This window comes from Streptomyces sodiiphilus (genome assembly GCF_039529215.1).
Taxonomy (GTDB): Bacteria; Actinomycetota; Actinomycetes; order Streptomycetales; family Streptomycetaceae; genus Streptomyces; species Streptomyces sodiiphilus.
The window spans coordinates 14,976-27,394 of record NZ_BAAAMJ010000070.1; the positions used below are offsets into that span (position 1 = coordinate 14,976).

Annotated in this window: 15 protein-coding genes; 8 read left to right on the plus strand and 7 right to left on the minus strand. The window is 70.8% G+C overall.

Translation table 11 applies throughout. The features are described from left to right. Positions 1-30: 30 nt before the first annotated feature. Positions 31-456, minus strand: a complete 426-nt coding sequence (locus tag ABD299_RS22525; protein WP_344265786.1) for a PLD nuclease N-terminal domain-containing protein — start codon at positions 454-456, stop codon at positions 31-33. A gap of 87 nt (positions 457-543) precedes the next feature. Between ABD299_RS22525 and ABD299_RS22530 the strand changes: the two genes are divergently transcribed. Together ABD299_RS22530 and mqnP are read left to right on the plus strand one after the other, a co-directional pair. Continuing rightward, complete coding sequence (locus tag ABD299_RS22530) at positions 544-1,995, plus strand: menaquinone biosynthesis decarboxylase (RefSeq protein WP_344265789.1); 1,452 nt, start codon at positions 544-546, stop codon at positions 1,993-1,995. Then, complete coding sequence (gene mqnP / locus ABD299_RS22535) at positions 1,992-2,897, plus strand: menaquinone biosynthesis prenyltransferase MqnP (protein ID WP_344265792.1); 906 nt, start codon at positions 1,992-1,994, stop codon at positions 2,895-2,897. Before ABD299_RS22530 ends, mqnP begins: the two co-directional genes overlap by 4 nt. Before the next feature lie 25 nt (positions 2,898-2,922). Here mqnP and ABD299_RS22540 read toward each other — a convergent pair whose 3' ends face one another. Together ABD299_RS22540 and ABD299_RS22545 are read right to left on the minus strand one after the other, a co-directional pair. Then, positions 2,923-3,471, minus strand: a complete 549-nt coding sequence (locus tag ABD299_RS22540) for a Uma2 family endonuclease (protein WP_344265795.1) — start codon at positions 3,469-3,471, stop codon at positions 2,923-2,925. A 19-nt stretch (positions 3,472-3,490) separates the two neighbouring features. Then, positions 3,491-3,748 carry a DUF397 domain-containing protein gene (locus ABD299_RS22545; protein ID WP_344265798.1) on the minus strand — a complete coding sequence of 86 codons (258 nt, stop codon included), beginning with the start codon at positions 3,746-3,748 and terminating at the stop codon, positions 3,491-3,493. 322 nt (positions 3,749-4,070) lie between these two features. Between ABD299_RS22545 and ABD299_RS22550 the strand changes: the two genes are divergently transcribed. The 6 genes from ABD299_RS22550 to ABD299_RS22575 all read left to right on the plus strand — a co-directional run bounded on the left by ABD299_RS22550 (position 4,071) and on the right by ABD299_RS22575 (position 11,356). Beyond that, the gene (locus tag ABD299_RS22550; protein WP_344265801.1) at positions 4,071-5,927 is read left to right on the plus strand and encodes an ABC transporter substrate-binding protein; all 1,857 of its coding nucleotides are present in this window, start codon (positions 4,071-4,073) and stop codon (positions 5,925-5,927) included. A 15-nt stretch (positions 5,928-5,942) separates the two neighbouring features. Beyond that, on the plus strand, positions 5,943-7,016 hold the full coding sequence (locus ABD299_RS22555) for an ABC transporter permease (protein ID WP_344265804.1): 1,074 nt from the start codon (positions 5,943-5,945) through the stop codon (positions 7,014-7,016). Beyond that, a complete protein-coding gene (locus tag ABD299_RS22560; RefSeq protein ID WP_344265807.1) occupies positions 7,013-7,981 on the plus strand; it encodes an ABC transporter permease in 969 nt (322 codons plus the stop codon). Before ABD299_RS22555 ends, ABD299_RS22560 begins: the two co-directional genes overlap by 4 nt. Further along, the gene (locus ABD299_RS22565; RefSeq protein ID WP_344265812.1) at positions 7,981-9,006 is read left to right on the plus strand and encodes an ABC transporter ATP-binding protein; all 1,026 of its coding nucleotides are present in this window, start codon (positions 7,981-7,983) and stop codon (positions 9,004-9,006) included. The genes ABD299_RS22560 and ABD299_RS22565 overlap by 1 nt, the downstream gene beginning before the upstream one ends. 59 nt (positions 9,007-9,065) lie before the next feature. After that, a complete protein-coding gene (locus ABD299_RS22570; protein ID WP_344265958.1) occupies positions 9,066-10,073 on the plus strand; it encodes an ABC transporter ATP-binding protein in 1,008 nt (335 codons plus the stop codon). 74 nt (positions 10,074-10,147) lie between these two features. After that, positions 10,148-11,356: a PQQ-dependent sugar dehydrogenase gene (locus tag ABD299_RS22575; protein ID WP_344265814.1), complete on the plus strand. Its 1,209-nt coding sequence runs from the start codon at positions 10,148-10,150 to the stop codon at positions 11,354-11,356. Positions 11,357-11,360: 4 nt separating this feature from the next. On the opposite strand, the gene ABD299_RS22580 is transcribed toward ABD299_RS22575, so the two are convergent. The 4 genes from ABD299_RS22580 to ABD299_RS22595 form a co-directional block, all read right to left on the minus strand. Beyond that, positions 11,361-11,669, minus strand: coding sequence for a hypothetical protein (locus ABD299_RS22580; RefSeq protein ID WP_344265817.1), 309 nt, complete (start codon positions 11,667-11,669; stop codon positions 11,361-11,363). Positions 11,670-11,751: 82 nt separating this feature from the next. Beyond that, positions 11,752-11,946, minus strand: coding sequence for a DUF397 domain-containing protein (locus ABD299_RS22585; RefSeq protein ID WP_344265819.1), 195 nt, complete (start codon positions 11,944-11,946; stop codon positions 11,752-11,754). A gap of 41 nt (positions 11,947-11,987) precedes the next feature. Continuing rightward, positions 11,988-12,176 carry a DUF397 domain-containing protein gene (locus ABD299_RS22590; protein WP_344265822.1) on the minus strand — a complete coding sequence of 63 codons (189 nt, stop codon included), beginning with the start codon at positions 12,174-12,176 and terminating at the stop codon, positions 11,988-11,990. A 41-nt stretch (positions 12,177-12,217) separates the two neighbouring features. Beyond that, positions 12,218-12,412, minus strand: a complete 195-nt coding sequence (locus ABD299_RS22595) for a DUF397 domain-containing protein (protein ID WP_344265824.1) — start codon at positions 12,410-12,412, stop codon at positions 12,218-12,220. Between the last annotated feature and the right edge of the window lie 7 nt (positions 12,413-12,419).

Sequence of the window (12,419 nt, forward strand, 5' to 3'; positions counted from 1 at the left end):
CAGGGGGCCGTGCCCGGGGAGCCAGGGGACTCAGCCCTTGCCGGGCGGGTTGCTGTCCGGGGAGCCGTCGTCGCCGTCGTTGCGGCGCAGTTCCTCCTCGCGGCGGCGCAGGTCCTCCTCCCAGCTCTCCAGCAGTTCCTTGTCGCGCTGGTTCTCCTCGCGCAGCTTGTCCTCGTTGATGGACTGCAGGAAGTCGGGGTTGTCGTCCGGGGCGAGCCAGCCGCCCGGGCGGCGTCCGGCGGGGCTGCGGCCGGGGGCGCCGGCGCGGCCGGGCAGGCGCCGCTTGCGGCCGACCAGCAGCCAGGCCACCGGCCCGATCACCCAGGCCAGCACGATGACCATCAGCCAGACGAACTTCGGCAGGTGCTTGACGTCCTCGTCCTTGGTCGTGACGCAGTCCACGACCGCGTAGATGGTCAACCCGAGCAGTACCAGGATCATCAGTACCCTGAGCATGAATCTTGTCCCCCTGGGAGAGGTGAACCGGGCCGGGAGGAGGCCCCCTGACAAGGCCAGGGTAATGCGTCCGGAATACTGGGGGGCATGGCATACGACGACCTCCGCTCTCTGCTCCGCGCCCTCGAGAAGGACGGGGACCTGCGGCGGGTGCGGGCCGAGGTCGATCCGTATCTGGAAGTGGGCGAGATCACCGACCGGGTCAACAAGGCCGGTGGCCCCGCGCTGCTGTTCGAGAACGTCAAGGGCTCGGACCTCCCGCTGGCGATGAACGTGTACGGCACCGACCGGCGGCTGCTGAAGGCGCTGGGGCTGAAGTCCTACCGGGACATCAGCGACCGGATCGGCGGGCTGCTCAAGCCGGAGCTGCCGCAGGGCTTCGTCGGCATGCGGGAGGCGTTCGCCAAGCTCGGAGCCATGACGCACGTGCCGCCGAAGAAGGTCAAGAGCGGCCCGGTCCAGGAGGTCGTGCTGCGCGGCGACGACGTGGACCTCGACCGGCTGCCCGCGCTGTTCACCTGGCCCGAGGACGGCGGCTCGTTCTTCAACCTCGGCCTGACCCACACCAAGGACCCCGACAGCGGTGTGCGGAACCTGGGCCTGTACCGGCTCCAGCGGCACGACAAGCGCACCATCGGCATGCACTGGCAGATCCACAAGGACAGCCGCAACCACTACCAGGTGGCGGCCCGGCGCGGCGAGAAGCTGCCGGTGGCGATCGCCTTCGGCTGCCCCCCGGCGGTGACGTACGCCTCCACCGCGCCGCTGCCCGGCGACATCGACGAGTACCTGTTCGCCGGGTTCGTGCAGGGCAAGCGGATCGAGATGGTGGACTGCAAGACGGTCCCGCTGCAGGTCCCGGCGAACGCCGAGGTGGTCCTGGAGGGCTGGCTGGAGCCCGGCGAGATGCTGCCCGAGGGCCCCTTCGGCGACCACACCGGCTTCTACACGCCGCAGGAGCCCTTCCCCGCGCTCACCATCGACTGCGTCACCATGCGCGAGCGGCCGCTGTTCCAGTCGATCGTCGTCGGCCGCCCGCCGACGGAGGACGGCCCGCTGGGCCGGGCCACCGAGCGGTTCTTCCTGCCGCTGCTGAAGGTGATCATCCCGGACATCGTGGACTACCACCTGCCGGAGGCCGGCGGCTTCCACAACTGCGCGATCCTCTCGATCGACAAGAAGTACCCCAAGCACGCGCAGAAGGTGATGTCGGCGGTCTGGGGCGCGCACATGATGTCCCTGACCAAGCTGATCATCGTGGTGGACTCCGACTGCGACGTCCACGACCTGCACGAGGTCGCCTGGCGGGCGCTGGGCAACGTCGACTACGCCCGCGACCTGCTGCTCACCGAGGGCCCGGTCGACCACCTCGACCACGCCTCCTACCAGCAGTTCTGGGGAGGCAAGGCCGGCATCGACGCCACCGCGAAGTGGCCCGAGGAGGGCTACACCCGCGACGGCGGCTGGCCGCGGATGGTGGTGTCCGACCCGGACACCGCCGAGCTGGTCACCCGGCGGTGGAAGGAGTACGGCCTGTGAGCACGGCCCCGGAGGCGGTCTCCGCCCGCCGGGGACGGGTCCGCGCGTTCCTGAGGCTGGTGATGATCGAGCACTCGGTCTTCGCCCTGCCGTTCGCCTACATCTCCTCGCTGACCGCCATGTTCCTGGCGGACGGCTTTGTGCACTGGGATGTCCTGCTGCTGGTGACGGTGGCGATGGTGGGGCTGCGGACCTTCGCCATGGCCGCCAACCGGATCATCGACCGGGAGATCGACGCCCGCAACCCGCGCACCGCGGGCCGGGAGCTGGTCACCGGGGCGGTGTCGGTGCGCACCGCCTGGACCGGCGCCGCCGTCGCGCTGGCGGTGTTCCTGGCGGCCTGCGCGCTGCTCAACCCGCTGTGCCTGGCGCTGGCGCCGGTGGCGGTGGTGCCGATGGTCGTCTATCCCTACGGCAAGCGGTTCACCCACTACCCGCACGCCATCCTCGGGCTGGCCCAGGCCATCGGCCCGATCGGCGCGTGGCTGGCGGTGACCGGAAGCTGGTCCTGGGACGCGGTGATCCTCGGCCTCGCGGTGGGCGTCTGGATCGGCGGCTTCGACCTGATCTTCGCCTGCCAGGACGTGGCCGCGGACCGGGCCGAGGGCGTCCGCTCGGTGCCGGCCCGCTTCGGGATCGCCGCCGCCCTGTACGGGGCGCGCGGGGCGCACGCCGTCACGCTCGGCCTGCTGGTGTGGTTCGGGCTGGTCACCGGCGCCGGGGCGTTCTTCTGGGCCGGGCTGGCCGTGGTGGCGGCGGCGTTCGTCTACGAGCACGGCATCGTGCGGCCCGGGGACCTGTCCCGGCTCAACCGCGCGTTCTTCACGGTCAACGGTTTCGTCGGGATCAGCCTCTTCCTCTTCGCCCTGCTGGACCTGATCTCCCGCGGCCTGACCGTCTGACCCGCCCGGCCGTCCGGAGCGGCCGTCACGGGTAGCGCCGGAACCGCCCGGTCGGCACGGTGACCTCGACCGGCGCGGGGACCACCACCGGCTCGCCGAAGACGCCCTTGTGCACGGTCCGGTACTCCGTGCCCTCCGGATCGGTGTGCAGCCGCCAGGTTCCGTCGTTCGGATCGACCAGCAGGTAGACCGGGATGCCGCCCTGCGCGTAGATCTCGGGTTTGTCCTCGTAGTCACGGCGGATGGCAGGCCGGGTGGTGGACACCACTTCGAGAACGAACAGCACCAGTGCGGAGGGCAGTGCCGTGAAGTAGTCGTCACCGTGATCGGCGTGGGTGACGGTGAGGTCCGGATCCGGACGGTCGGTCTGCGCGGTGATGGCGACCGCCTGTGTGCTCCACGGCGCGAAGCGCTCGCCGGGAAAGCACCCCCGGACCAGATGGACGATCCGGTTGTGCACGGTGTCCGGGATCGCGGTCAGGACGATGTCGCCGCGGACGTACTCCATGGAGAAGCCCTCGACCGGGCCCAGGCGCTCGTACAGCTCCAGTCCGGGATCCCTGATGCCGCCCATCGCGAGATGCTCCGGTGTTTCACTGCCCGGGCCGGCCGGCGGCGGCAGGAGGCGGCGGGACGTCCTCGACGAAGTGGTCGAACTCGTTGTTCTGCACACCCAGGACGAACGCGTCCCACTTGGCCCGGGTGGTGGTGACGATCTTGTCGGGCTCGTCCGTCTGCCGGATGTGGATCAGGTCGCCCTCCCCGGCGGCGACCTCGAAGCAGTGCTCGTCGCTGCCGTCCTCGACCTCGGCCCGGATCCAGTCCAGCCCCTCCGTGTTGATCTCCGGCATGGCCGTGTCCACCCCTTCCTGTGACCGGTCCCCTGCGGACCGTTTCCGGCCCTCCACGCTAGCGCCTTCCGCAAGAGCGCGAAGCCGTCCGCACGTGCAGTTCTCCAGTGGTGCCACAACTGGCGAGAGGTAACGGAACGGACAGCAACTCGCAGCCCGTTGTCCCGGTTTGCGGTGATGTCATGTCATGGTGACAAGGTGTAATTTTCAGCTCGCCGGCAGTTCCCGGGCCGTCCATTGACAGCCGTTCACCTGTCACGGACAGTTCTCCGCATTCGACCGGGCTCAGCCTGAAAACCGTCCTGGACAGAAGGAGAACCCCGTGGGCAGACGATCTCCTGGCGCGCTGCTGCGGCGCACCACCGCCACCGCGCTCGCCGGCGGCGTGGCCCTGGCGCTCGTGGCATCCGAGAGCGCGCGGGCCGAAGGACAGGACGGCGGCAAGGAAACCCTCATCGTCGGGACGTCCGGCCTGGACAACATCCCGCACATGAACCCGCTGGACTCCGGCTGGCTCATCCAGGGCGAACTGAACAACCTCATGTACGACCCGCTGATCCGCTGGGGCCAGGACGACTACAGCCCCTCGCCGGGCATAGCCGAGTCCTGGGAGCACTCCGAGGACCAGCTCACCTGGACCTACCGCATCGACCCCGACGCCCGGTGGTCCGACGGCGAGCCCATCACCGCCCACGACGCGAAGTTCACCTACGACCTGCTCATCGAGAACCCGGTCTTCAACAGCCGTCACGGCGACCTGGTCAACAACTTCGCGTCCGTCGAGGCCCCCGACGACCACACCCTGGTCATCGAGGTGGAGCGGCCCAGCGCCACCATGGCGCACCTCAAGGGCACCAGCATCATGATCATGCCGCGGCACGTCTGGGGCGAACTGGAGGCACCCGAGGAGTACTTCGCCGAGCCGGGCCGGCCGACCTCCGGCGCCTTCCGCCTCGCCGAGTTCCGCGAGGGCGAACGCGTGGTGCTCACCGCCAACGAGGACTACTGGGCCGGGCCCGTCGCCTACGACGAGTTCGTGCTGCAGAACTTCGAGACCCCCGAGGCCATGGTGCAGGCGCTGCAGAGCGGCGAGGTCGACCTCGTCGGCGGGCTCAACCCGCAGCAGTACTCCGCGCTGGAGGCCGCCGACTCCATCACCACCAGCACCGGCCCCGGCCGCCGCCTGCAGTCCCTCACCTTCAACACCGGCGCGCGGACCAAGGACGGCGAGGAGTTCGGCAACGGCCACCCCGCGCTGCGCGACCCCGAGGTGCGCCGCGCCATCCACCACGTCATCGACAAGGAGCACCTGGTCGACGTCGTCATGGACGGCCACGGAGTTCCCGGCGTCAGCTATGTGCCGCCGATCTTCTCGGACTTCGCCTGGGACCCGGGTGCGGACCGCATCGCGCCGGACGCCGAGGAGGGCAACCGCATCCTCGACGAGGCCGGCTACGACGAGCGCGACGGCGACGGCATCCGCGTCGACCCCGAAAGCGGACTCCCCCTGGAGTTCCGCCTCTTCTACCACTCGGACCGCCCGTCCTACGCCATCATCCAGGACTTCGTCGTCGACTGGGTCGCCGACCTCGGCATCCGCCTGAACGCCGTCGCGATGGACACCACCCCGCTCAACGAGGAGAGCGAGGCCGGGAACTTCGACATCGCCTTCGGCACCTGGAACGTCGGCCCCGACCCCAGCGAGACCCTCGCCTACCACACCTGCGACCGGCTGCCCGACGAGGCCCAGCCCACCGACCTCACCTTCTCGTTCTACTGCGACGAGGACTACGACGAGCTGTACCGGGCGCAGCTCGCCGAGTCCGACCTGACCGCCCGCGGCGACATCGTCCGGGACATGCAGCGCCTGCTCTACGACGAGACCCCCGCCATCCAGATGTACTACGAGAACCAGCTGGAGGCGTACAGCTCCGAGCGCTGGAGCGGCTTCGAGACCCAGCCCTCCGCCGGCGGCATGATCCGCGAGCAGCAGGGCGCCTTCGGCTACCAGTCGGCCGTCCCGGCAGGGGCCTCGGCGGACACCGACGGCGCGGCAGGAGGGGACGACTCCGGTTCCGGGGCCATGCCCTGGATCCTGGGCGGCCTGGTGGTCGTGCTGCTGGCCGGCGGCGGCTACTACCTCGTGCAGCGCCGCAAGACCGCCGACGAGCGGGAGTAAGGAACCACCGGCCCGATGGACATCCAGCCCACCACCGGGGTGCCGGCACCGCCGCACGGCGAGTCCGGCACCCCCGGTGGGGACTCCCGCCACCGCCCGGCCGGTGCGGCCGGCGACTTCTGGCGCTTCCTCGCCCTGAAGGCGTCGGGCGCCGCGGTCTCCCTCGTCCTGGTGCTGTTCAGCGCCTTCTTCATCTTCCGCGTCATCGGCGGCGACCCGGTCAAGGCCATCGGCGGCGACTCCGCGATGACCCCCGAGCAGCGCGCCGAGATCGAGGAACGGCTGGGCCTGAACGAGCCGTTGAGCGTCCAGTTCTGGGAGTACCTGCGGTCGGTGTTCACCCTCGACTGGGGCACCTCCTACGTCAACAACCAGGACGTGACGGCCCTGCTGTGGGACCGGCTGCCGGCCACGCTGCTGCTGACCGGCACCGCGCTGGCCGTCGCGGCCGGCCTCGGGGTGTGGATCGGGGCCCGCGCGGGCTGGACACAGGGCAGCCGCTTCGAGCGCGTCCAGGTCGGCCTCTCCCTCGCCCTGTGGTCCGCGCCGACCTTCTGGCTCGGCATGATCGTCATCATCGTCTTCGCCCGCTACCTGGACCTCTTCCCGGTCAACGGCATGCGCTCGGCCCGCGGCGTCGGCGGCGACGCCCTCTCCCAGGCCCTGGACGTGGCCCACCACCTGGTGCTGCCCGCCCTCACCATGGCCGCCGTGATCTACGCCCAGTACGTGCTGATCATGCGCTCCTCGATCCTGGAGGAGAAGGGCAACGACTACCTCACCGTGGCCAAGGCCAAGGGCCTGCGCGACGACGTGGTGCGCCGCCGCCACGCCATGCCCAACGCCCTGCTGCCCACCGTCACCCTCATCGCCCTGCAGTTCGGTGCCATTTTCAACGGGGCGCTGCTGACCGAGACCATCTTCAGCTGGCCCGGCCTCGGCCTGCTCTTCTACCAGGCCATCCGCATCCCCGACATCCCGCTGCTGCAACTGCTGTTCATCTTCTTCGCGGGAACCACGATCCTCGCCAACCTGCTGGCGGACATCCTGTACCGCTTCCTCGACCCGAGAGTGCGCACGTCCGCATGAGCCCCCACGCACCCGGGAGCACCGGGAACCCCGAAGGCGGCGGGACGCCCCAGGACGCCCGTCCCGCCGCCCCCGCCTCCCCCCGGGCCATCGCCTGGGCCCGCCGCCGCGCCGCCCTCGCCGCCTTCTGGCGCTCCTACCGGCGGCAGCGGGCCGGCGTGGTCGGCCTGGTGCTGCTGGTGGGCATCGCCGTGATGACCCTGGCCGCCCCCCTCTACACCGACGAGTCCGAGCTGCGCGCGGTCAACGCTCCCGGCGGCCGGCTGGAGCCGCCCGGCACCGAGTTCTGGCTCGGCACCGACGAGGTGGGGCGCTCGATCCTCCTCCAGGTCATCTGGGGGGCGCGGGTGTCCCTCCAGGTCGGGGTGGTCGCCGCGCTGCTCGCCGTCGTCCTGGGAACCCTGGTCGGGATGTTCGCCGCACACTTCGGCGGCACGCTGTCCTGGCTGCTGATGCGGCTGACCGACTGGTTCATCGTGCTGCCCAGCCTGGTCCTGGCCATCGCCCTGGTCATCGCGCTGGGGTCCAGCCGCTCCACCATCATCGTCGCCATCGCCCTCACCTCCTGGGCGGGCACCGCCCGGCTGGTGCGCGCCCAGACCATGGCCATCGAGGGCCGCCCCTACCTGGAACGCGCCCGTGCCCTGGGCGCCGGCCACTGGCACCAGATGTCCCGGCACGTCCTGCCCAACCTGATGCCGCTCATCCTGGCCAGCGCCACCCTCCAGGTCTCCAGCGCCATCCTGTCCGAGGCGTCGCTGTCCTTCCTCGGCCTGGGCGACCCCAGCCAGATCTCCTGGGGCACCTTGCTGGAACGCGCCTTCCACGCCGGCGCCATCTCCTACGGCGCCTGGTGGTACATGCTCCCGCCGGGCGCCGCCATCCTGGTCGTGGTGCTCGCCTTCACGCTGTGCGGCCGCGCCATGGAGGCCGTCCTCAACCCGCGGCTGCGCGGAGGTCAGTGATGCCCGTGCCGGTACTGGAAATCGACGACCTGCGGGTCACCTACCGCGGCTCGCGCGGCGAGATACCCGCCGTGCGCGGCGTCTCGCTCAGCCTCCGGCCGGGCGACACGCTCGGGGTGGCCGGGGAGTCCGGCTGCGGCAAGTCGACGGTCGCCGCCGCCGTGCTGCGGCTGCTGCCCCCCGGCACCGAGGTCACCGGGCGCGTCCTCCTCAACGGCGAGGACACCCTGGCCATGTCGTTCGGCCGGCTGCGCGCCGTGCGCTGGGCGGGCGCCTCCATCGTCTTCCAGGGCGCCATGCACTCCCTCAATCCGGTGCACCGGATCGCCCGGCAGGTCGCCGAACCCCTCGTCCTGCACGAGAAGCTGTCCCGCCAGGCGGCCGAGAAGCGGGCCGTGGAACTGCTGCGGCAGGTCGGCCTGCCCGACTGGCGTGCCCGCAGCTACCCGCACGAACTCTCCGGCGGGCAGCGGCAGCGCGTCATGATCGCCATGGCGCTGGCCTGCGCGCCCGACCTGATCATCGCCGACGAGGCCACCACCGCCCTGGACGTGATGATCCAGGCCCAGGTGCTGCGCCTGCTCAAGGGGCTTGTCAGCGAACGGGACATCGCCCTCGTCATGATCAGCCACGACCTGTCGGTGCTCGCCGACACCTGTGAGCGGCTGGCCGTCATGTACGCCGGGAGGATCGTCGAACAGGGGCCCTCCCGGGAGGTGTTCGCTGCCGCCCTGCACCCCTACGCGCAGGCGCTGTCGGCCGCGTTCCCCACCGTCGGCGACCCCGCCGAGCGCCGCAACCCCTCCGGCCTGGCCGGAGACCCGCCCGACCCGGCGGCCCTCCCCGGCGGCTGCCCGTTCCACCCGCGCTGCCCCGTGGTCATGCCCGAATGCTCCACCACGGCAGTGCGGATGCGCCGCGCCGCCGACGGCCGGCACGCCGCCTGCCTGCGCGTCGAGGACCAGCCCGCACCGGCGGGGCACGACGAGCACCGGGCCCACCCGGCCGGCCAGGAGAGCACATGAGCGAGACGACCGGGAAGCGCCGGACGAGCGAGATGAGTGAGACGGGCGGGGCCGGCGCGATGGGCGGGGCCGGCGAGACGGGCGGGACGAGCGAGTCCATCATCGGCGCCCGCGATCTCGTGGTCCGCTTCCCCGCCCCCGGCGGCCGCACCGCCCGCGCGGTGGATGGCGTGCACCTCGACCTCGCCCCCGGCGAGATCCTCGCCCTGGCGGGGGAGTCCGGCTGCGGCAAGACCACCGTCGCCCGCACCCTGCTCGGCCTGGAGAAGCCCACCGCGGGCCAGGTCTTCTTCCAGGGCAAGCCGCTGTCGTACCGGGGCAGGGACCTCAAGGCGTACCGCCGCGAGGCCCAGCTGGTGCTCCAGGACCCCAGCGGCGCGCTCAACCCCCGCCACACCGTCTACGACGCGGTGGCCGAGGGCCTGCGCATCCACGGCATGCACCGCGACGAGCGCGAGCGGGTGGCCGACGCCCTGTCCCGCGCCGGGCTGCGGCCCGCCGAGAAGTTCTTCCTGGCCTACCCGCACGAACTCTCCGGCGGGCAGCGGCAGCGCGTCGTCATCGCCGGGGCACTCGTCCTGGACCCCAAGGTGATCATCGCGGACGAGCCGGTCGCCTCCCTCGACGCGTCGGTGCGCGGCGAGATCCTCGCCCTGCTGCTCCGGCTGCGCGACGAACTGGGCCTGGCCGCCGTCGTCGTCACCCACGACCTCGGCCTGGCCTGGAACATCGCCGACCGCATCGCGGTGATGTACCTGGGCCGGATCGTGGAGTACGGCACGGTCGACGAGGTGCTGACCGCGCCGCGGCACCCCTACACCCGGGCGCTGGTCTCCGTGCTGCCCGACAGCCCGGTCGGCCGCTCCCAGGTCCTGACGGGTGAGCCACCGGACGCCACCACCGTTCCCGGCGGCTGCCGCTTCCACCCGCGCTGCCCCGCCCTGGCGAGCGGCGCGGCCGAGGAGGCCGGCGTCGCGGACGACTGCCGGAGCACCCCGCTGCCCCTCCTCGACCCCCACCGGCCGGGCGCCGCTTGCCACTTGATCGCCGCCGGGCACAAGGTGTGACACGCTGGCCCTGAGCCGCCCGCAGCGGCGAGGGGCCCGCGACAGGGCAGTTGAAGAACGTGGGGAGACGGGCGATGGCGGCAGGCCGCACACGTATCCACCGGACGGCGGCGGCGACCCTGCTGGCCGCCGTGCTGGCATCCTGCGCCTGGGGCCCGGCAGCGGACCGGGCCGGCGACCAGCCCCCGCCCCCACCGGACCAGGGCAACGGCGACATCCCCGGCCCCGGCCCCACCGGCGACGGCGGCCCCGGAGACGGAGGCACGCCCGAACCGGACCCCACCCACACCGTCCCCGACCCCGAGCCGCCCCCCGCCGAGGGCAGCGTCAAGGTCGAGGAGATCGTCGCCGAGAACCTGAACTCCCCCTGGGGCCTGGCCCGGCTGCCCGACGGCGACCTCCTGGTCGGCTCCCGCGACACCGGCACCATCCACCGCGTCGACCACACCACCGGCACCCTCACCGAGGTCGGCACGGTCCCCGGCGTCGAATCCGGGGGTGAGGGAGGCCTGCTGGGCCTGGCCGTGGACTCCGGCTACATCTACGCCTACTACACCACCGCCTCCGACAACGGGGTTTCCCGCTTCGTCTATCAGGAAGCCAGACCCGAAGGCAACCAACTGAGTGCCGCCGACCACGTCCTCACGGGCATTCCCAGAGGGCTGGTCAACAACGGCGGCGCCATCGGATTCGGGCCTGACGGCATGCTCTACATCGGTTCCGGCGATGCGGGTGAGCCGAACGCCGCCCAGGACCCCGAATCTCTGGCAGGAAAGGTTCTCCGCCTGGAACCGAACGGTCGCACCCCCGATGAGGGCAACCTGGCGTCTGCATCCCCCGTGTACTCGCTTGGGCACCGGAACGTGGTGGGCTTGGCCTGGGATACGACCGGGCGTCTGTGGGCCGCCGAGACCGGCACCGAATCGTCGGGCGAACTCAACCTGCTCGATTCCGGGGGCGACTACGGATGGCCGACTGCGGCCTTTCGGTCCATCGACCCCGTGGTCATGTGGGACGCCGCCCAGAACTCACCCGGAGGACTGGCTTACACGGACGGTTCTCTGTGGGTGACGGCTCTGCGAGGAGAGGGCCTCTGGCGGGTGCCCATGGATGGTGCGGAGCCCTTGGCAGAACCCGAACTCTTCCTCGCGGAGGAGTTCGGGAGCCTGCGACAGGTGGTCCCCACCAACGACGGTGGCCTTTGGGTTCTGACCGGCAACACCGGTGGGCCGGGCAGCCCGGGAGCCGGGGACGATCGGTTGTTGCGGCTGGCCGTCCACTGACCTCTCAGACCGCCATGCCGTAGACGATGGTGAACAGGGTGCCGAGTGAGCCGATGATGAACACGCCGGTCAGCCCTGCGACGATCAGGCCCTTGCCTTGCTCGGCGCTGAACGTGTCACGCATGGCAGTGGCGCCGATGCGCTGCTTGGCTGCTCCCCAGATGGCGATCGCCAGACAGATGATGATGGCCAGTGCCATGATCACCTGGACCATTGTCCGGGCCTCGTTGCCCAGGGTGGCGAAGGGCCCCCAGTCCGGTGCGATTCCACCGATGATGGTAGTGATATCGCGTTCTTCCGCTGCCAGGAACATCCGGGCTCACCGCCTCTCGCGCTGTACTCCTTCGGATTGTGCCACGACGAACTGACCGAAGTAGACGGCAACGAGGGCGGATTCAGGCCAGGCGAGGCCCCGCCGAGGCCAGCGCGAGCAGCCCGCGCAACCGATCCTGCGAGGTCACGAGCACCAGCGCCGGGGACTCGGACTCCCGCAGGAGCACCGGGCCATCCGGCACGGAGGCCAGTTCCAGGCAGGCGGAAGCATCAACGCTGTAGGAAGACTTCTGCCAGGTGAGCGCGCCGACTGACATGTCGATCTCCATCCCGTGCGGTTGCCGTACAGCAGCCGAGCTCACACGCGAGCGTTCGATGCGAGGGTGAGCAGGGCGCGGAGCCGTTCTGGAGCTGTGGAGAGCACGGTCTTCGGTTCGTCCGATTCCCGGACCAGCAGAAGGCCGCCAGCCGTCCATGCCACCTCCAGGCAGGCGCTACCTTCGCTGCTGTATGAGGACTTCTGCCAGGGAAGAAGGAGGAAGTTCACGGGCTCTGCCTTCCAGCGTGGTGGACCAGCAGTGCCTTTGCTTAGAGGTTGACGTTCGACGCGAGGGTGAGCAGAGCACGGAGCCGTTCCGGGCCGGAGGCGAGTACGGTGCCGGGGGCCTCTGATTCTCGGAGAAGGACCCGCCCGCTGCCGTCGGCAGAGAGTTCGACACAGTTGTTGCCCTGACTGCTGTACGAGGACTTCTGCCAGTCGGCAGACTCGGGGAGCGTGGACACAGGGGCC

Excerpts from the sequence above, each read along its gene's own strand:
- ABD299_RS22525 (WP_344265786.1), bottom strand. The coding sequence starts at position 456 with ATGCTCAGGGTACTGATGATCCTGGTACTGCTCGGGTTGACCATCTAC.
- ABD299_RS22530 (WP_344265789.1), top strand. The coding sequence starts at position 544 with ATGGCATACGACGACCTCCGCTCTCTGCTCCGCGCCCTCGAGAAGGAC.
- ABD299_RS22540 (WP_344265795.1), bottom strand. The coding sequence starts at position 3,471 with ATGGGCGGCATCAGGGATCCCGGACTGGAGCTGTACGAGCGCCTGGGC.
- ABD299_RS22545 (WP_344265798.1), bottom strand. The coding sequence starts at position 3,748 with ATGCCGGAGATCAACACGGAGGGGCTGGACTGGATCCGGGCCGAGGTC.
- ABD299_RS22555 (WP_344265804.1), top strand. The coding sequence starts at position 5,943 with ATGGACATCCAGCCCACCACCGGGGTGCCGGCACCGCCGCACGGCGAG.
- ABD299_RS22560 (WP_344265807.1), top strand. The coding sequence starts at position 7,013 with ATGAGCCCCCACGCACCCGGGAGCACCGGGAACCCCGAAGGCGGCGGG.
- ABD299_RS22565 (WP_344265812.1), top strand. The coding sequence starts at position 7,981 with ATGCCCGTGCCGGTACTGGAAATCGACGACCTGCGGGTCACCTACCGC.
- ABD299_RS22570 (WP_344265958.1), top strand. The coding sequence starts at position 9,066 with ATGGGCGGGGCCGGCGAGACGGGCGGGACGAGCGAGTCCATCATCGGC.
- ABD299_RS22575 (WP_344265814.1), top strand. The coding sequence starts at position 10,148 with ATGGCGGCAGGCCGCACACGTATCCACCGGACGGCGGCGGCGACCCTG.
- ABD299_RS22580 (WP_344265817.1), bottom strand. The coding sequence starts at position 11,669 with ATGTTCCTGGCAGCGGAAGAACGCGATATCACTACCATCATCGGTGGA.
- ABD299_RS22585 (WP_344265819.1), bottom strand. The coding sequence starts at position 11,946 with ATGTCAGTCGGCGCGCTCACCTGGCAGAAGTCTTCCTACAGCGTTGAT.